16 protein-coding genes and 1 tRNA gene are annotated in these 18,622 nt (G+C 45.1%); 3 read left to right on the top strand and 14 right to left on the bottom strand.

The genetic code is table 11. The features are described 5' to 3' along the window. The first annotated feature begins 410 nt into the window (after positions 1 to 410). Both MKY01_RS00900 and clpP read left to right on the top strand, forming a co-directional pair. Positions 411 to 485, top strand: a tRNA-Arg gene (locus MKY01_RS00900). 176 nt (positions 486 to 661) lie between these two features. Beyond that, positions 662 to 1,258, top strand: a complete 597-nt coding sequence (gene clpP / locus MKY01_RS00895; RefSeq protein ID WP_017691245.1) for an ATP-dependent Clp endopeptidase proteolytic subunit ClpP — start codon at positions 662 to 664, stop codon at positions 1,256 to 1,258. A gap of 167 nt (positions 1,259 to 1,425) precedes the next feature. Here the strand turns inward: clpP and MKY01_RS00890 are convergent, their stop codons facing one another. The 10 genes from MKY01_RS00890 to MKY01_RS00845 all read right to left on the bottom strand — a co-directional run bounded on the left by MKY01_RS00890 (position 1,426) and on the right by MKY01_RS00845 (position 12,697). Then, positions 1,426 to 2,523: a DUF4163 domain-containing protein gene (locus MKY01_RS00890; protein WP_282319730.1), complete on the bottom strand. Its 1,098-nt coding sequence runs from the start codon at positions 2,521 to 2,523 to the stop codon at positions 1,426 to 1,428. Positions 2,524 to 2,910: 387 nt separating this feature from the next. Then, positions 2,911 to 3,663 (bottom strand): SIMPL domain-containing protein, encoded by a 753-nt coding sequence (locus MKY01_RS00885; RefSeq protein ID WP_282319731.1) that lies wholly within the window; start codon positions 3,661 to 3,663, stop codon positions 2,911 to 2,913. Positions 3,664 to 3,819: 156 nt separating this feature from the next. Further along, the gene (locus tag MKY01_RS00880; RefSeq protein ID WP_017691248.1) at positions 3,820 to 4,089 is read right to left on the bottom strand and encodes an HPr family phosphocarrier protein; all 270 of its coding nucleotides are present in this window, start codon (positions 4,087 to 4,089) and stop codon (positions 3,820 to 3,822) included. A 255-nt stretch (positions 4,090 to 4,344) separates the two neighbouring features. Continuing rightward, on the bottom strand, positions 4,345 to 5,283 hold the full coding sequence (gene whiA / locus MKY01_RS00875; RefSeq protein WP_036616210.1) for a DNA-binding protein WhiA: 939 nt from the start codon (positions 5,281 to 5,283) through the stop codon (positions 4,345 to 4,347). Between the two features lie 6 nt (positions 5,284 to 5,289). Then, positions 5,290 to 6,276 (bottom strand): YvcK family protein, encoded by a 987-nt coding sequence (locus tag MKY01_RS00870; RefSeq protein ID WP_017691250.1) that lies wholly within the window; start codon positions 6,274 to 6,276, stop codon positions 5,290 to 5,292. 13 nt (positions 6,277 to 6,289) lie between these two features. Beyond that, entirely contained in the window at positions 6,290 to 7,189 is a 900-nt protein-coding gene (rapZ, locus tag MKY01_RS00865) for an RNase adapter RapZ (protein WP_017691251.1), read from the bottom strand. A 51-nt stretch (positions 7,190 to 7,240) separates the two neighbouring features. Beyond that, positions 7,241 to 8,191: an ROK family glucokinase gene (locus MKY01_RS00860; protein ID WP_017691252.1), complete on the bottom strand. Its 951-nt coding sequence runs from the start codon at positions 8,189 to 8,191 to the stop codon at positions 7,241 to 7,243. Positions 8,192 to 8,638: 447 nt separating this feature from the next. Beyond that, positions 8,639 to 9,670 carry an AI-2E family transporter gene (locus MKY01_RS00855; protein WP_036616412.1) on the bottom strand — a complete coding sequence of 344 codons (1,032 nt, stop codon included), beginning with the start codon at positions 9,668 to 9,670 and terminating at the stop codon, positions 8,639 to 8,641. A 162-nt stretch (positions 9,671 to 9,832) separates the two neighbouring features. Then, positions 9,833 to 10,792 (bottom strand): thioredoxin-disulfide reductase, encoded by a 960-nt coding sequence (gene trxB / locus MKY01_RS00850; protein WP_036674745.1) that lies wholly within the window; start codon positions 10,790 to 10,792, stop codon positions 9,833 to 9,835. A gap of 171 nt (positions 10,793 to 10,963) precedes the next feature. After that, positions 10,964 to 12,697: a tetratricopeptide repeat protein gene (locus MKY01_RS00845; RefSeq protein ID WP_339284997.1), complete on the bottom strand. Its 1,734-nt coding sequence runs from the start codon at positions 12,695 to 12,697 to the stop codon at positions 10,964 to 10,966. A gap of 434 nt (positions 12,698 to 13,131) precedes the next feature. Here MKY01_RS00845 and MKY01_RS00840 point away from each other — a divergent pair, with 434 nt between their 5' ends. Further along, positions 13,132 to 13,584: a hypothetical protein gene (locus MKY01_RS00840; protein ID WP_339284996.1), complete on the top strand. Its 453-nt coding sequence runs from the start codon at positions 13,132 to 13,134 to the stop codon at positions 13,582 to 13,584. Between the two features lie 139 nt (positions 13,585 to 13,723). Here the strand turns inward: MKY01_RS00840 and MKY01_RS00835 are convergent, their stop codons facing one another. The 4 genes from MKY01_RS00835 to MKY01_RS00820 all read right to left on the bottom strand — a co-directional run bounded on the left by MKY01_RS00835 (position 13,724) and on the right by MKY01_RS00820 (position 18,585). Further along, positions 13,724 to 15,475, bottom strand: a complete 1,752-nt coding sequence (locus tag MKY01_RS00835; protein ID WP_339284994.1) for a hypothetical protein — start codon at positions 15,473 to 15,475, stop codon at positions 13,724 to 13,726. 255 nt (positions 15,476 to 15,730) lie between these two features. Beyond that, the gene (locus MKY01_RS00830) at positions 15,731 to 16,681 is read right to left on the bottom strand and encodes a TIM barrel protein (protein ID WP_127546534.1); all 951 of its coding nucleotides are present in this window, start codon (positions 16,679 to 16,681) and stop codon (positions 15,731 to 15,733) included. A 59-nt stretch (positions 16,682 to 16,740) separates the two neighbouring features. Then, on the bottom strand, positions 16,741 to 17,613 hold the full coding sequence (locus MKY01_RS00825) for a carbohydrate ABC transporter permease (RefSeq protein ID WP_074092962.1): 873 nt from the start codon (positions 17,611 to 17,613) through the stop codon (positions 16,741 to 16,743). A gap of 75 nt (positions 17,614 to 17,688) precedes the next feature. Next, positions 17,689 to 18,585: an ABC transporter permease subunit gene (locus MKY01_RS00820; protein ID WP_074092961.1), complete on the bottom strand. Its 897-nt coding sequence runs from the start codon at positions 18,583 to 18,585 to the stop codon at positions 17,689 to 17,691. Positions 18,586 to 18,622 lie beyond the last annotated feature (37 nt).

The following is an 18,622-nucleotide window of genomic DNA, read 5'->3' as shown; positions in this document are numbered from 1 at the left end:
AGTTCTCGTTCTAAGCTCTCTTTCATGGCCCTAAAACGTCCCGGGTTAACTTTTTAAGTCCCACGTCTATTCTACCTAAAACTGACGTGACATGCAAGTGTTTCAACGTGTTATTTCGACACGCATGCAGCGTTTGTACGCGCCTATTTTCACAATCTTAGACTTCCATGATCTAGGACTAGCTCACGCATACCATATATAGAAGAAACAAATGAATTCAATCTACATATCGCTCAGAATCACATTTCATACGGCATGTCCAAAACCTCTAATAGCATTTACTTAAATGTACTCTTTATCCACTCTTCTTCATCATGATCATTTTTAGGTTAATCCAAACCAATACGACAACGAACTGCTTGCAATTAAATATTTCATGAGCTATAATCATTATTGCTGTCACATAATGTGCGCCCGTGGTCCAATGGATATGACGTAGGCCTCCGAAGCCTGAGATCCAAGTTCGATTCTTGGCGGGCGCGCCATTTTTATTTAACAGCTCATAACCCATTTAACCAATGAAACCGGAAAGGTTTCTTTTTTTTGCAAGTTAGTTTGACTTTCTTTGACTTTTTGTTTGGAATTGTTTATTATGTGGGTAATACGGTAACAGTTTAAGTATAAACACCAATAACATTTACATTCCAAGGAGGTTTTTCACGTGAGTTTTATTCCAATGGTCGTTGAACAGAGCAACCGGGGTGAGCGCGCCTACGACATCTACTCCAGATTGCTGAAGGATCGTATTATTTTCCTTGGTAGCGATGTTAATGACGTAGTGGCTAATGCCATTATGGCACAGATGTTGTTCCTGGCTGCGGAAGATCCGGAGAAAGACATTCACTTATACATCAACAGCCCAGGCGGATCGATTACAGCCGGTATGGCGATTTACGATACAATGCAATTCATCAAACCGGATGTATCTACCATCTGTGTAGGTATGGCGGCTTCCATGGGTGCATTCTTGTTGAATGCCGGTGCAAAAGGTAAACGTTTTGCATTACCAAACAGTGAAATTATGATTCACCAACCACTTGGTGGTGCACAAGGTCAGGCTTCTGACATCGAAATCCGCGCTCGTCGCATTTTGAAAATGCGTGATACGTTGAACCGCATCATCTCTGAGCGTTCAGGTCAACCGCTGGAGCGGATTGAGAAAGATACAGATCGTGACTACTTCATGAGTGCTGCTGAAGCCGCCGATTACGGTATCATTGATAAAGTCATCGAAAACGTAGGATCACAAGGCATCTAAGTGTGACGTAGACCACGGTCTATGCGTTAACATAATCAACACCTAACGTAATCAGCAACATATAATTGTGTTGTCTATACGAGAAGAAGCCCTCATCATAATTATGATGGGGGCTTCTTTTTTCATTTTATAAGGAAGAAAACTTAAGAGTGCACAATAATGATTCTTTATTTGGTTCCAGATACATTACTGAAAGGTTCCGTGCCTTTAGGGAGAAGCTCTTTATACGTAAATGGCATTTCAGGGAATCCCTCTGCGTACGCCGTATACTCATACAACTGGAAGAACACAACTACACCCGTTGGTGTCACATAGAAATCTTGATCTTTATTCAACCCTTTATAACCGTCGAGGTATCCACCGCGGGCTTTCAGTTGTTCACCCACTTTTTTACTCAACGTCTCGCGCATGGTTTTGTTATTTTGCAGCACATCATCTAACGTAAGCTCCTTGCCTGTGTCCAGTGCAAAGGTGTGTCCCGTACGGTATGTCATGCCATGAGCGCCAGCATAATCCTCATATCGTTGTGTAATGAGTCCCAGCACGCCTTTTTCGTTGTACGTCACTACATAGGAGCTCTCAAATGCATATGGACGGTTGGCTGTTGCACCGCCGAATTCAGATGTCTGTTTCTTGAAGTCAGCTACATACGCATCCACTTCATCTTTCAACACTTTGTTGATCGCCGCTTCAGCTTCTTTGCTGGCAAGTCCACTCACTTGCGGATATTGAACATCTACTTCAGCATTTTTTACAGTAACATTAACTGTTGCCGCTTTAATTTTAACGCTATTTTGTTTCACCTTGCTGAGTGTCAACGTTTTGGTTTTGGCATCCCAATTCCCCTGTACACCCAGATAATCTCTCATTGCCGAGAATGGGATATACAATCGACCCTGAATCAATTTCGCTTCCACCTGAGGGTAATAACCGTTAATATAAACGTTTGGCTGTCCATCCATCAGGCTAACGGTCATCGCATTGTTGGCTGCTGTTACCGTATATGACTTGGTTTTCGCATCATATTTCAGCGTTCCACCTGCCACATCTTTAACTGCCGTAAGAGATACCCAAGTTGAACCACCTTGAAGAAGTCCTTTTTGAGTCAGTGTTTTTCCACCCGACTTCAGGGTCACCTCAGCTGTGGTTGTCACTTTCGAGGATACCGATGCCGCCTGAACCGAACTGTCCTGCCACACCGAACCGCTACCTACAATAATTCCTGTTGCAAGCAACGCACTTGTCCATTTTTTCCATGATGTCATATATAAAACTCCTCTCTGAATTCACAATTAGGGATCATTGCGTATGTAATCCTGACCTGATCGCATATCTCATACGCTCACCTCTCTATTATAATTAACCCGATTTCGGAAAGGTTTACAGCTCGAGTTACAATGTTGATGAATATCAGTAGGAAAATATATGGGGATATGACCTTTTTGTCACGAACAACTATACAAAAAAGATACCAATATACAGCATTTCATGTTGCTTCAAAAAGGTACCCTTCTATATAACTTCATCAAAGTTTGCTTTTCCAACAAAAAAAGACTCTGTCCACAGGACAAAATCTTTGTCATTATTTCGTTGTACCCTTCAAATGACACTTAAAAAGGTTCTTGAGTTTACAATCCTTAGTTCGATCTTGTTTATTTCATTTCATACGTGATATTCAGAATTGTACTTACTTTAACCTGGCCTGTTTCAATCTCAGTACCACCTGCTGTATCTTGTGCTTTGGACATCAACGCCTCGCTTGCATAGAATACAGGCACATCGGCATCACCTTGGCTCACGGAAAGAACAGCACCCAGTTGACGTTTAACTGCTTTTGCAATGGCGCCCGCTTTCACATCTGCATTGGCAACAGCTTTTTCAATCACTTGGGATTCATAACTTTCCGGATTTTCTACAGTAAAGCGTACGTTTTCAATATTGTTGGCACCTGCACCCGAAGCAGCATCGAGCAACTCGCCAATCTTGTCCATCTGACGATATGTGACTGTCAGCGTATGATGCGCTGTATATCCTTTAATTTGTTGTCCGTCTTTTTCACTATACGTATAGTTGGGTTGTACAGAGAACTGACTCGTTTGAATGTCGTCTGCACTGATCTTCCACGTATTCTTCAGCAAATTGGATACTTTTTGAACTTTGGCAGCATTCGCTTTTTGAGCAGATGCAGCTGTCTCTGCATTACTGTTCACACCAATGGACAGATACGCGATATCAGGCTTCACCTGAATCTCACCTTTACCCACAACATTAATCACATTCTGTTGTACTCCCTGAACCTCTGCAGCGTAAGCATAGTTACCTGGTGCAACCCATGCTGTTCCTCCAACAAGCAACGTACTTGCCACCAGCACCGCACCAAACGGTTTCATCCATTGTTTACCCATCACGATAGCCTCCTTATGTGTTAACATCTCAAACTTTAAACGATTTGATACCTTAACAGACGGGACAAATTCCATAATGTTGCACTTGACGATAGCAAATACGTCAATAACGCAAAAAAGCCCCTTTCGGGACTTCTTCATTGGATTGATCATATCTTATTGGTTTTCGAGCTCTTCCTTGCTTACCAGACTAACTAAAGCGTTTACAGCCTGTTCGGCATCCGCGCCTTCTGCACTAATCTGGATTTCCGTACCTGTGCTAATTGCAAGGCTCATGATCCCCATGATACTTTTTGCATTAACTTTTTTGTCGTCCTTCTCGACGAACACTTCAGACGAGTACTTATTCGCTTCTTGAACGAACAGTGCCGCAGGTCTGGCATGGAGACCCGTTTTCAAACGGACAACTACCGGGTGCTTTGTCATGGAAACTTACCCCCTATTATAAAATCTGGACATTAAATACACAATTATATTTAAACAACATTATACCATTAACCCGTGCAGGACACTAGAAGAAAAAACTCAGGGTGCTTTGACGGACATTATCTTGCCCTAATTTCATCTTTTGCACAGCACATCCAATGACCTAAGTAAGTCCCCTAGATCCTTAACGGTTGACTTTCCCGACCTTTCTGTTCAGCAGAAACAGCCGACCTTGTTACTTTACCCTACTCCGTCTTAACCATAACGTTCTGTGCGTACTTTCTCAGCCAGCTCATCAATTTTACGAAGCCGATGGTTCACTCCCGACTTGCTAACTGTACCTTTAAGGAGCTCGCCAACTTCCTTCAAATTGATATCCGGATGAGCGAGTCGAACCTCCGCCACTTCGCGAAGCTTCTCAGGCAGCGATTCCAGACCAACTTCCTTTTGTAACAACCGGATATTATCGATTTGCCTCACCGCCGCTCCGATGGTCTTATTCAGGTTGGCGGTCTCACAATTGACAATCCGATTAACGGAGTTACGCATGTCGCGCATAATCCGTACGTCTTCAAACTTGAACAAGGCCTGATGAGCACCAATGATGCTAAGCAGCTCAATGATTTTCTCGCCTTCCTTGATATATAGGATGAATCCTTTTTTCCGTTCTATACACCGGGCATTTAGATGAAATTCATTGGCCAGATCAACCAGTGCCTGACAGTGCTCTTCATACATAGACGCAATCTCCAGATGGTACGAGGAACCTTCCGGATTATTAACCGATCCACCGGCCAGAAATGCACCGCGAAGATAGGCCCGTTTACAACAGTTTTGCTGAAACAATTCCGTACTGATCCCTGGGGTAAAGAGAAAGCCCTCAGATACAATATGAAGACTATTGAGAATCTCCTGTACCATGGTTGGAATACGAACAATATATACATTGTTCTTTTTCAGCCGCATTTTTTTGCGGACCAGTAATTCCGTATGCACTTGAAAATGCTTTTTAAGCAGAGAGTATGCCCGTCTTGCAATCGCGGCATTCTCCGTCGAAATATCCAAGATCACTTTTTTATTCGATAACTGCACTGCACCAAGCATACGGATGAGGGCTGAAAGTTCCGCCTTTTCGCAGCACGGTTCGCTCTCGATCATGGTTAATTCTTTTTTGGTCTGTGCTGCAAACGACATGGGACTTCACCTCTTCCGTAACATCCAATTTTGTACCAGTTGGTAGATGTGATGACTTAACTTGTCAGCATCATGACGCAGATAGGTTTTGAACAGAACAAGGGTATCTGCAACCACCTGATAGCCGGCACTTTCGAGTACATTCATATCCAGTACAACCGGTTTTGCTCCTTTTTCCGCATACTTATTTTGCACTTGCAGCGGAATATCACCATTATTTACGATAACATAGTCGAAGAGCTGATGACCTATATGCTCGTGTACCGCCTTAAGGTGGTCACTTACCGTATAGTTATCTGTTTCTCCCGGCTGTGTCATCACATTACAGATAAACATCTTCACCGCATCAGCCTCTACCACAGCTTCTGCAAGCTTAGGTACGAGTAAATTGGGAAGGATGCTTGTATAGAGGCTGCCTGGCCCGATCAGAATAGCATCAGCTTGACGAATGGCCTCTACTGCCTCTGGCAACGGCTCCACGTGATCCGGTTCAAGGAAAACACGTTTGATGCGTCCACCCGCCTCAGGGATTTTGGACTCACCTGTAATAATTGTCCCATCTTCCATCTCGGCATGCAACACGACGGCCTGGCCTGCGGCTGGCAATACCTCACCTCGAACGGCAAACACGCGGCTAAGCTCCCGCACTGCGGTCACAAAGTCGCCCGAAATATCCGTCATTGCAGCCAAAATCAAATTTCCCAAGCTGTGGCCTGCAAGCCCCGCGCCTGTATTGAAACGGTACTTCAACATATCTGAAAGCAATGGTTCTACATCAGCCAGTGCCGTAAGCACGTTGCGAATGTCGCCCGGAGGCGGCATCTGTAGCTCATTGCGCAGGATGCCTGAACTTCCACCGTCATCTGCAACTGTGACGATGGCCGTGATATCCAGCGGCTTCTCTTTCAAACCGCGCAGCATCACGGATAATCCGGTTCCGCCGCCCATTACAACTATTCTCGGACGTTCTCTTCGTGGTCCGGCCTCTTTCATCCCTTCACCCTCTTCAATGACGGTCCCGGTCAGCGTCGCGATGGCTCACGGTAACAGCTTCTGTCTCGCTGCTTCCCAACATCTTGCCCAAATATTCCGATATTGCTACCGAACGATGCTTGCCTCCGGTACAGCCGATTCCAATAATAACCTGGCTTTTGCCTTCCTTCCGGTATTGCGGAATCAGGAAATGCAGCATATCCAGCAGCTTGGTCAGAAACGCCTGTGTCTCTGGCCATTTCATAACATATTCATACACATCACTATTCTGTCCCGTATTCGGTCGCAAATGATCAATATAATGCGGATTCGGTAAAAAACGTACATCAAACACCAGATCAGCATCAATCGGAATCCCATACTTGAATCCAAACGACGTAATATTCACCGACAGCATTTGGCTTTCCAGATGAGAAAAACGGGATATGATGCGTTCTTTCAGTTGAGCAGGCTTCATTGTACTTGTATTCAGTACCTGAGTCGCAGAGTTTTTGAGTTCCTCCAACATCTTGCGTTCCAGTCGGATGCCATCCAGCGGCATGCCCTCAGGAGCGAGAGGATGTCTGCGCCTGCTTTCTTTGTAACGCTGAACAAGTACAGAATCTGTAGCATCCAGGAATAAAATCTCGCAATGAATGGTAAAATGATCTTTAATATAGTTCAAAGACTCGGACAGAGCCGTAAAGAATTCACGCCCGCGCAGATCGATAACCAATGCAACCTTACCAATCTTGCCGTTTGACTGTTCAATTAGTTCCGCAAATTTTGGAATCAATACCGGCGGCAGATTATCCACACAGAAGAAACCCAGATCCTCCAGGCTTTGTACTGCAATGGTTTTACCTGCTCCGGACATGCCCGTAATGATAATGAGCGTGGCGCCTGTGCCTGGTGATCCTTCACCTTCAAGCATAAATGTCCCCTCCTTATCATATTGCTGTCTTCATATATTGTTACGAGGATACTAGGAACGCAAGAGAAGACCTGCTGCACCCACAATACCTGCATTATTACCAAGTGTAGCTTCCAGAATCTGAACCCCATCTTGCAACGGTTCTGGCGTCAGCTTAGCAAACACAGTACGGATTTCATCAAACAAGAAATTGCCCGCTTTGGATACGCCACCACCGATGATGAACATCTCCGGGTTAATGACAGCTGCTACAGTAGCCATGGACTTGCCCAGGTAAAAGGCCGCACGATTCACAATGCGCTGTGCCACTTCATCGCCTGCCTTGGCAGCATCAAATACTTCTTTGGCTGCAATCTTGTCGACGAGTGCCAGTGACGTATGATCCCCGCGCTCTACGGCATCCTTTGCCATACGGATAATACCCGTTGCAGACGATACTGTTTCTACACATCCCATTTTACCACAACCGCATTTGATGGCTTCCAGATCAGGTACAACACTGATATGACCCAGTTCTCCCGCCATACCGGAGAAACCCTGATAAATGTTACCATTCAGGATCAAGCCTCCGCCAACACCCGTACCGAGTGTATAACATACGCAGTTGTCTACGCCTTTGCCGGCACCTGCCCAGACTTCACCCAGTGCAGCCACGTTTGCATCGTTATCTATTTTGATTGGCTTGCCCAGACGTTCTTCCAGAATCGAACGAATGGCCACATTCCGAAATCCGATGTTAGGGGCATGAACGATAATTCCCTCGCGTACATTCGTGAAACCGGCCACTCCAGCACCTACACCCTCAAGCTGTTCCCAACTGTAAGGTGATTCGGCTACGATATGTCGGACATACTTCTCGATGTTGGCGATGACCGTGTCTACGCCCTTATCCACTTCAGTCGGTCCTTCATACGTATGCATTAGCTGACCTTGTTCATCGCATATACCGACCTTGATTGCTGTTCCGCCGAGATCGACCCCAACGTAGATTTTCTCAGACATGCTGCAAGCCACCTTTATCTATCTAAAATAGTTTAAGTCCTACGTACCAACTATAATTGAAGGATACGCCTGGGTCAAGACGAGAAGACCTCTAGTACCTCCTGCTCCGCCGGGGTTGTGAACCACATCACGCACCGTTTTTGAATACGTATACATCCTCATTACCTTCATTTATAAACGCACGCTTTATTCCTTCCTCCCCATAACAGAGGAAGCCTCAACTCATGATATTGCATCTTCACTCGTTCCATTCATAAAAGATCAACATCGTCCCCTCATATAGGTGACTCATCTTATGCACCCCGCCACCTGCCATTCTCATGCAGAAAGTTATCTAATGACGATATTGCCAACAAAAAAAGAGCCTTCCATCCACAGGAAGGCTCCCTTACTTTTATGAAAATCTGAAATTGTAGAAATTGGGCTGACTCAGTTGATTTTTCTACGTTATAACTTCGTTTCCACACGTACCGGCTCTTCCGTCTTCTCCATCTTGTTCACATCCAGAATATCGAGCAGGAAGACAAAGATCGGAATACCAATGATCAGTCCCCAGATCCCCAGGAAGTGTTGCGACAGAATTAGTACGATAAAGGTGTAGAACATTGGCAATTTGGTCTTGTGTGCCATCAGTTTTGGATTCAGGAAGTACGTCTCCAAAGCATGAATAACAATAATCATGATGATCACAATAATGCTTAATTTCAGTCCACCCATCTGATACCCGATCAGACAGAGCGGTACAAGTGAGATGATAACCCCCGCAACGGGAACCAGACTAAGCATGAACACCAGAATGGTCAGAGCGAACAGATACGGGAAACCCAGAATCCATAAGCCCAGTATCGTCAGTACCGTATTAAACACCGCAATAAGAAGCTGTGCCTCAATGACTTTACCAAAAGAAGATACGAACTTGTCTCCCAGATAAGCAACTTCATTGTAGAACCATCCAATTTTACTTGTTTTGAACTTGGACGTGAACTTGGATATCTCCTGCTTCTGCAACAAGAAGAACAGACTCAGAATGATGACGAGCAGAATAAACTCCAGCCATTTGCTCAAAGCGAAAATATATTTCAATGCATCATTGGTGTAATTTTTAATATCGAAGGATTGAAGATAACCCGCAATTTTGGACGCAAAATTATCACCGTCTGCACTATCCAGAAATTTCATAATCTCGTTTGTCAACTGAACGACCTGATCCACGATCCGTGGTGAATATCTGGAAATGCCAAGCACAATGACTGCGATCACAATCATATAGAGTAGGATGACTACAACTTTATAATTGATTGGAAACAACCGATTTAAACCACCTGTAATGAAATGCTGTAACCTGTTCATGACATACGTAACCAGGAACAACAGCAGAATCATGTGCAGCATACTCCCCATACTGAACAAAATTAAACAGAACAAGAGCAGGATCAAAAATCGTCTCACTGTCGCATTCTGTAACCAATCTTTTATCATTTCCCCCAAAATCTTCACCTCACAGCTAATATGCCCTATATGTATACGATCTCATGCCCACTGTAGTTTCAAAAAAAGAGAAGCCTTCCGGCTTCTCTCATTTCATGAGACTTCCCGTTGTCTCTTATTCCCAGCATATGCCTAACCTCACGCATGTAATGCTTATTTATCCAACGTTTCGCTCCAATCATGGACAATGCTTCCTTCAAGGAACTTCTCACAATCCATCGCAGCCATACATCCTGATCCTGCAGCCGTAATAGCTTGACGATACTTCGTATCTTGAACATCACCACAGGCAAATACACCTGGAATATTGGTCTCCGTTGTTCCCGGTTTAACGACAACATAGCCATGTTCGTCCAGTGCGATCGCATTACCCAGAAATCCGGTATTCGGTGTGTGACCAATGGCAACGAATACGCCATCTGCTTCAAGCAACTCTTCCTGCCCCGTCTCGTTGTTGCGCACTTTCAGCCCTTTGACACCAAGCGCTTCAGGTACGACCTCGAGTGGAGTACGGTTCAGTGCCCACTTCACTTTTTCATTGCTGCGAGCCCGATCCTGCATAATCTTGGATGCACGTAATTCATCCCGGCGGTGAACCAATGTCACGTCTGTTGCAAAACGAGTCAGGAAACTCGCTTCTTCCATCGCGGAGTCTCCACCGCCCACGACCACGATTTTTTTGCCTCGGAAGAAGAAGCCGTCACATGTCGCGCATGTACTTACACCACGTCCCACATTTTCCTGCTCGCCCGGAATACCGAGATAACGAGCGGAAGCACCTGTGGAGATAATGATCGATTCAGCTTCCAGTTCACCGATTCCTCCAACTTTGACCTTGAAGGGTGGTTTGCTGAAATCAACCTCTTCCACCCAACCGTTTTTGAATTCCGCTCCAAAACGTTCAGCTTGCTTACGCATGTTGTCCATCAGTTCCGGACCCATGATACCTTGCGGGAAACCGGGGAAATTCTCAACTTCCGTTGTCGTCGTCAATTGACCACCCGGCTGAAGACCTTCGATAACCAGTGGTTTCAGATTAGCACGAGCCAGATATATCGCTGCTGTCAGACCCGCAGGTCCCGTTCCGATCACAATCGTTCTGTATTTAGACATATAGATACAGCCTCCTTAATTAAGGTGAGAATGTGTTGTACTAGCGATGAACTTGCCAAGATGATACCCTACAGGCGTTTACAAAGCCCATTCGTTAAGTTTACCCGTTTTCCCGGTTGTTGTATCCTTCACCTGATGATGTCTTTCTGAAAACGAGTTGAAGCGAACTTTCTATACTAGTGGTGGCTTGCTGTTACAAACCGAATGAATCTGTTTAGCATACTTGCTAACCGTTGATGCCGATATCCCATACCGCTCAGCAATGCTTTGATAGGTAACGGGCCGACTGTGATTCTTCGCTGCCAAATATTCAAGTCCTGCAGCCCAACCCTCAATCTGCTTCGTACCCGGAACCTCCGGATGTACCCGGGATACATAATCTGTCCAGAGCCGTTCCATCTCTTGCTGCAACTCAGCCTTTGCTTCAGACATCTGTAACGCACGATCAACAACAGCCTGCCAATGGGAGGTTGAACCAGTGTCCAATTGCTCTGATGTGGATGGAACCTTCCCAATAGACTTCAAGGCTACAGGAGAAAAGGGTCGAACCACCTGAGAATTCCGATCCTCATGTTCAGCCGATTTCAATTCGTTCAGTACAGTTTGTGCTGCCTCAAGCAGATCCTTTTCTTCTCCAGTCTCTTCAATAAAGGATTGCAGAGCCTGTTGCACCTCATAGTCACCGATCATCCCAAGCGCATGAATAACCTGTAGCTTGGTTGCCCGATCACCATGACGCAATGCCCAGAAGAAGGATGAGCGAATCAGTGGATCATTCTTCATTTCTTCAGGTATGCCACTACCGTAGTTCTCCCACTGTCTGAATTGCTCATCAAATGGCAGATGATAGTGATAGCTCAGCTTCTCTGGCTCTTGCTCGCCTTGTTTTACAGCCTCAAGACCTGACAGATAATACCGGGATACTTCGGAACCCGGATCAAGCTTGGACACATGATGCCATAAACGCTCAGCAGCATCATAACGTTCTGTATTATAAGCCGCCACTGCTGCATAGTGAGCAAGTGCCGGATCAGCAGCTGTCTCTTCGTCCTTGAGCAAACGCCGGAAGTGAACATAAGCCGTATCGTGTTGGCCCAGAATTCCCATCGTTGTCGCCAGTTTGTAGACTTGTTCGTGCTGGAAGGGCACGATGACCCGCAATTTTTTGATCAGAAGCAGCACTTGATCAGCCCGGTTCTCATTTTGATGGAAAATGGCCAAATTACAGAGTGCATGCAGATTACCTGGTTCCTGTTCAAGCACTTCGGCAATGGTCTCTTTTGCTTTGGGAAACAGACCCATATAATAGTAGGCGAGTGCCAGATTGTTACGGGCAGCCAAGTAATCAGGATAATCAGAAGACATGCCTTCGAGCAATTCAGCAGCCTGTGCAAATTTTCCTTCTTCCAGCAGTTCCCGTGCCTGATCGTGCTCCACTACACCTTTGCGTGATTTGATTCGATTCAGTTTGGTCGGACGATCCAGCTCATAATACAGAAGCTCCATCATCTCTTCGGCTTCCGTCATGAACTGACCTTGAGTGTCCTCCTCCAGATAGGTAACAAGTGCTTGCTCGGCTTCCTCAAACCGATCCATATTTGCATAATTGTTCGCCATATAAAAATAACATTCCGTCATCGACGGATCTACCACTTCCAGCACGTTAGCCAGAATGGCATTGGAGGCTTCGTAATCCCCCTTCTCCGATAATATACCCGCCATATTACAATGATTTACCGGATTTTCCGGTTCGTATTCAACAGCTTTGCGAAAATATTTTAATGCCTTGTCGACATGATTACGGTCCAGCGAGCGGACAGCTCTTTCAAAGAAGAAAGAAGCATCCAAGTGAATCGGTATAATATTGGCAAGGTGTCCCTCAGCCCGCACTAGCTTGCCCTTCATCTTCCAAGGCACCTCCTCTTTGCATTTCATTCATACTCTTCAGTATACCACATCTTAAGGCCCACTTCTCAATATGTAGTTTCATGTCGTTTATGAAAAAAATGCAAAAGAAGATGATATTCCATTTTGCGGAAACCTATCACCTTGGAGCGTTGTTTATTCAAAGGAAAACCATGTTTACCTAGAGACTACTACACTCACTTACCATAGGCTCTCTTTGCAGTATTGCATTAGTCTATTCTTGTCGGTTACGCGGCATCTAACTGGATTCGGTCCGGTTATACTAATACGAGTGTAGTCTATGGTATTATTATCCTTATTGTCCTTTTTAGTGGTTTATCTCCATAAAAAATCAAACAACGTATATTAGCTCTGACGGTCAGCCTCTTTTTCGCGTATGTAATAAAAAATAAATATTTAAAGGGGATGTTATATTGAGGATCTCAAAGATAAAACCACTTATATTCATCTTAATATGCTTGTTTGCTTTGAATGGATGTTCAAAAGATATAGAAAACATAGAAAATAAGTTCACATTAGATGATGTACTGAGAGCGCTCGAGTCTCAAGAACTGGATTTAGTGTCCTTTGGTATAACCGGGTATCCTTTGAAATTAGATGATGTTGTACCTGAGGTGTACTCCGTGGAAGTGCCCGTAGAAGAAGAACCATATAGCCCTGAATTTATACATTTTTATATTTTCAATTCTGAAAAGGATCGCATCAACGGGACAAAAGAATTCAATAAACACATGGAAAGCGCCCAATTTACAACATTCCCTTTTCTATATGAGAAAGGAAATATTTTTATCGTTTACTGGAGCAAAACCAAAGATGATCCTCTGTTCACTAAACCAATCGAAACTGCGTTAGAGCAACTGAAATGATCATAGTTCATACATTACTGGACTGAGCTGGACAGTGGGAATATCATTTTAGAACGTTAATTGCAGTCGTTCGTAAAAAAAGAAGACCGAGCATTTGGGCTCGGTCTTCTAACTATTATGGCTTAAATATCTAATAAATCTAGATTTTCGACGCCATTGAAGGAGAAAGTGAAATATGAAGGGTTTTATCAAACGGCGTCATGAAATTGACCAGCACAACCTTACACTTGTCCGGCAGTTTTGCCTCACGTACCGTTGCCGCCAGATGACCCAGTTCGCCCCCGGTGATCTCCAGCCAGTCTTCTCCGCAGGTATAGCGTAATGTACCGCCTTTCCACAAATAGTGACCCTCACTCGTTTCAATCGCATCCTCACAGGTCAGCTCACCTTCGCTTCCGAATACAAAGGATAACTGCATCATAATGTCCTCCGGTTCCTGTCCAGATAGATGCATGTTCCATCCGTTTTCCGTTGGCTGTAATTCTGCTCCTACACGGAATGTCTGCTCATGAGTAAGCTGACGACTCTGATGAGGTAACAAATACCATGGACTTATATCTGATGCAGCCGATTCTGGCAGCAGGTTCGCAGGGATTGGGCCGTAATAACCTTTTTTCTGCTCACCAGTTAGTCGATAGCCTTCGGACAGCCTCGTCATTTGCTGCATAGGTACATACCCTGGATTAAAGTAAGAGGCCAGTTGCACAGCCAGCAGGCGCACCTTGCCATGACGAAGCGCGAAGAAAGAAGGAACTTCTGTCATCACAGTCACACTTGTAGCACCATCCCGAATTCGGGCTACCGGAGCACCAAAATCCGTATGCATCCGACTGTGCGAAATACGACCGTGATGCCCTACTGCGTCCATCTGCTCCAGATATTCTCCCCGTACAAAATGTTCATTCAGCATGACCTCATACTGTTCCGGTAATGCATCACGTGTGTCATTGGTCTGTTGAAGCTCCGGCTCAAGCATTAATCGAATGAGCGTATTCACCGAACATACTCCCGGATCTGTCAATGTATCTCCAGCCCAGGCTGCCATACCGGCTAAGAGTGGATCACCGTCCAGCCGAGCCAAAATGGCATAAGGCAGATAGTAAGGAGACAGATCATGAACACTGCCCAGATCCTGTCGCCCTGAATAATCCGTAACAATTTCACCCGTTGGATGGACCAGATACACCATCATGCGGAGATTAAGCCTCACTGGTTCCAGCAGTTCAGGACGATTGAGCAGGCGCGCAGCATGAATTAACATGATGTCGCTAACTGCGCTGTATATCCCATTGCTCCGTTCTGTCCACTCCCCATCAGGTGTAATATCCATGCCTTCATCCATCCACTGCTCTGCGCGCTGCACAGCTTCCTCCAGATCAAATATTTCATGCAGGAAACCAAGCGCCGCGCATAGCACCCAGCGATGATTGGGCGTATGACAACCTCCCGTAAGCATGGTTGGGATTGTCCGTTCCAGAAACAGCCTCATATTGTTCAATACAGGTTGAAGCGGCTCCCATTCTTGCTGCTGAAGAAGCTGATACAACTGTGAATACCCTACAACGACAAATGCAGTATCTGGAGGGGAATGGTAATTGGTCCAGCCAGGCGATATTGAACCGTCTTCATGCTGGAAGCGGAGTACAAATTCCGTAGCTAACAGCAGTCGATTTAACAACGATTCATCCCGGTAATAGATAGAGTCCGGATTGGAGAGCGCAGCTCCCCAGTAACACATATCCGTGGGCGTTCCAGTCGTATGGTTGACCCAAGCAACACCTGTGAAGGGATCAATTGTCCCTCCATAGTAACGGCTTTCCGGGTCAAGCATCTGCCGGGATATGCCCCTTTCTACCGCTCTGTCATTACTGTCCACCAGTTGTTTGTACATGTGCAGTCCCCTCCATACCAATGCATTCTCCCGATGTGCGGAGTATGTTGCTTCAGTGCCTTCAATTCAGACCGGAAGCCTACTCATACCGCCCGTAGGTGAGTTCATTTTTCTCGTCAGTATATATCATATTTCTACAAAAGTGCTAGAAAATCTGTGCTTGATTTACTACATATTTATGGGTCTCCGTCACTGAGAAAACAGTCGTTAAACACATGCCTGTGAACATGCAAACTGTTTCCCACATCACCGCGCCTACTCTGTCACTCCAAGCTTCTTCATTAGCAAGTCATGACTCTCATGGATCTCTTCTGCCTTACAGGCAGACTTCAACTCATATACCTTCACCTGTGCGCGGCGAATCATCGGCAGATAGGCATCATAGAAGTTCATATCCTTACTGTGTACATACGGGCACCAGTGGTCAGAGAGACCAAGTGTCTCATGGATATGGACCCCTACGATATCATCCATCAGGCCTTGCATTTCTCCCACACTGTCATAAAGGCCCATTCGGTCCATCATGATGGCATGACCTGTATCGTACCAGATACCAACCGGAGCCCCTTTGAGAGCTGTGATGATAGTCTTGGCTTCGGCAAGGGTAGGAATCTGTTGTGGTCGGGATCTTGTCTCGATGCCAAAACGAACATCCAGACCTTTAGCTGCCGCCCGATTGCATACCTCATCCAGACTGGCGATAATTTTCTCCACATACCCTGAACTGAGGGCTTCCCGCCGCTCCATCAATTCAGCCCATTTACTGCGATACTTCGGTGAGTCCGGACCTTCCTCGTTATAGATCTTTCCAAGGTCTTTGCTGATATCCTCAGGAAAAGGTACCTCTCCCGGGTGTACAACAACAGCTTCTCCCCCATAACGTTGGGCATATTCAGCCGACTCTACCAGCAATTCGATCGCCCGCTTACGTTTCACTTCATCTTCGAAGCCGAGCAAGATGGAATCCGTACCGTAGTCTGGATCAGGGTCATGTGGAAAGGTGTTGTGGACACTAGAAATTCCGATCTCTCCACGCTCAATCATGGGCTCAATCGTCGTGAGCATCTCCTTCGTCACATTATAATTGAGCTCCACCCGACGAAAGCCGAGATCCGCAATCTCCCGAATCATATCTTCCCCTATGGGATGTTTCCTGATGTTCCAACATGTCGAGAATGAGTATTCGCCCTTGTCTTCTCCCTGCATATTCATTTCCTTCTCCTTCCCCTGATATCAGTTCTTGTGTGTACGGGGATCACCCAAAATTATCCTTTAACCGCTCCCAGCATCGCACCGCTGACGAAATACTTTTGCAACCATGGATATACCAGTAGGATAGGTACTGTTGCGAACACGACCGTTGCAGCCTTAAGACTCTCTGGAGTTAATCTGGTCCGGTTGGCACCTTCCATTAATGTAAGCTCACTAACCATGTTGTTCTGTACCATTTGATAGAGCTTTAGTTGAAGTGGATATAGCTTCGGATCCGTGATGTACATCAGGGAATCCTGAAAACCATTCCAGCGTCCAACCGCATAGAACAAACTGAGTGTAGCGATTACTGGCATGGATAATGGCAGAATAATTTTAAAGAGCGTGTGTACATGTGAGCTTCCGTCGATCTCAGCCGATTCTTCTAAGCTCTCCGGTATCCCACGGAAGAAGGAGATCAGGATAATCAAGTTAAACGGACTCACTAATCCTGGTAGAATCAAAGCCCAAACGGAATTCAGCAAATGCAGGTCACGAATCAGCAAATATTCGGGAATAATCCCTCCGCTGAAGAACATGGTGATGATGATGACGTACATAAACATTTTGCGACCTTTTAATTTTTTCTTCGTGAGCGGGTACGCTGCAGCAATGGTAAACAACATGCACAGCGCTGTCGTAGCTATCGTAAGAACCGTGGTGAAGCCTAGTGAATAGATCATGGAATGATCCGAAAATACTTGCCCATATGCATCCCAGTTAAATTCCTTTGGGAAGATGGTTACTTCACCTGATGTAATGGCCCGGTTCGAACTTAGCGATATCGCAATCGTGTGCAGAAACGGAGCAAGACAGAATATAACAAATAAGGTGATAAAAGAGACATTGACAATATCAAAAATCCGGTTCGAGGTGCGGTCACTCATCTGCGCACAACTCCTTTACTGATGGTCTATACGTTCAACAAACCAAATGTAACAAATTTTATTATTTCCCTAAAATTATAGTATTCCTTCACCGGTTGTTTTCTTCGAGATATAGTTTGAGCCGAGTACAAAGATCAATCCGACAACAGCCTGGAATAAGCCGACAACCGTTGCAAGTGTATACTGTCCAGACTGTATACCCATTCTGTATACAAAGGTACTGAGTACATCGGAATATTCACGAACAGCCGTATTACCAATAACATAAGGCCGGTCAAAACCGATGCTGACCATATTTCCGAGATTAAGGATAAGCAAGGTTACAATGGTTGGTTTAATACTTGGCAGTGTAATATGCCAGATTCTCTTCAGCCGCGTTGCACCATCAATCTCAGCTGCTTCGAACAATTCCTTGTTAACGCCGGTTAATGCAGCCAGATATAGAATGGTTCCCCACCCAGCACTTTGCCACACACCTGTGAACAGGTAAGTAACAAGCCAAGGGTTTTTCTCTGTCAAAAACGGAATTGAATTTAGGCCCATACTTTCCAGAATACCGTTTACCATACCGGATTGATTACCAAACAATTGGTATACAATTCCCCCGATGATAACCCAGGAGATAAAGTGAGGAATGTACAAAATGGTCTGTGAAATTTTCTTAAACCATTTAAACCTTACCTCATAGAGCATAATGGCCAGAATGATTGGAGCAGGGAATGAAACGATCAGATCAAGAAAATTCAGCATAAATGTGTTACGTAGCGTAGTGTAGAAGTCCGGCATTGCAAATACCTCGCGAAAAGCATCAAAACCGATCCATTCACTACCGTTAATACCTTGAAACAGGTTAAAGTCTTTAAAAGCGATCTGCACACCGTACATTGGTCCGTATCGGAAAATGATAAAATAAATAAGGGGTAGTGAAATTAGCGCATACAGTTGCCAGTATCTCTTCAAGTATGTGGTCATGTCTCTCTCTCCTCCTCACAAACGAAGAAACGCTATG

Source organism: Paenibacillus sp. FSL R5-0486 (assembly GCF_037975155.1).
Classification (GTDB): domain Bacteria; phylum Bacillota; class Bacilli; order Paenibacillales; family Paenibacillaceae; genus Paenibacillus; species Paenibacillus amylolyticus.
Note: the sequence above shows the minus strand (reverse complement) of the source record. Positions and strands in the feature narration are given on the sequence as shown.

Coding starts and splice junctions, on each gene's coding strand:
- MKY01_RS00870 (WP_017691250.1), bottom strand. CDS start 6,276: ATGAAAGAGGCCGGACCACGAAGAGAACGTCCGAGAATAGTTGTAATG.
- MKY01_RS00820 (WP_074092961.1), bottom strand. CDS start 18,585: ATGACCACATACTTGAAGAGATACTGGCAACTGTATGCGCTAATTTCA.
- MKY01_RS00880 (WP_017691248.1), bottom strand. CDS start 4,089: ATGACAAAGCACCCGGTAGTTGTCCGTTTGAAAACGGGTCTCCATGCC.
- trxB (WP_036674745.1), bottom strand. CDS start 10,792: ATGTCTAAATACAGAACGATTGTGATCGGAACGGGACCTGCGGGTCTG.
- whiA (WP_036616210.1), bottom strand. CDS start 5,283: ATGTCGTTTGCAGCACAGACCAAAAAAGAATTAACCATGATCGAGAGC.
- rapZ (WP_017691251.1), bottom strand. CDS start 7,189: ATGCTTGAAGGTGAAGGATCACCAGGCACAGGCGCCACGCTCATTATC.
- MKY01_RS00830 (WP_127546534.1), bottom strand. CDS start 16,681: ATGCAGGGAGAAGACAAGGGCGAATACTCATTCTCGACATGTTGGAAC.
- MKY01_RS00860 (WP_017691252.1), bottom strand. CDS start 8,191: ATGTCTGAGAAAATCTACGTTGGGGTCGATCTCGGCGGAACAGCAATC.
- MKY01_RS00835 (WP_339284994.1), bottom strand. CDS start 15,475: ATGTACAAACAACTGGTGGACAGTAATGACAGAGCGGTAGAAAGGGGC.
- MKY01_RS00845 (WP_339284997.1), bottom strand. CDS start 12,697: ATGAAGGGCAAGCTAGTGCGGGCTGAGGGACACCTTGCCAATATTATA.
- MKY01_RS00885 (WP_282319731.1), bottom strand. CDS start 3,663: ATGGGTAAACAATGGATGAAACCGTTTGGTGCGGTGCTGGTGGCAAGT.
- MKY01_RS00855 (WP_036616412.1), bottom strand. CDS start 9,670: ATGATAAAAGATTGGTTACAGAATGCGACAGTGAGACGATTTTTGATC.
- MKY01_RS00890 (WP_282319730.1), bottom strand. CDS start 2,523: ATGACATCATGGAAAAAATGGACAAGTGCGTTGCTTGCAACAGGAATT.
- MKY01_RS00825 (WP_074092962.1), bottom strand. CDS start 17,613: ATGAGTGACCGCACCTCGAACCGGATTTTTGATATTGTCAATGTCTCT.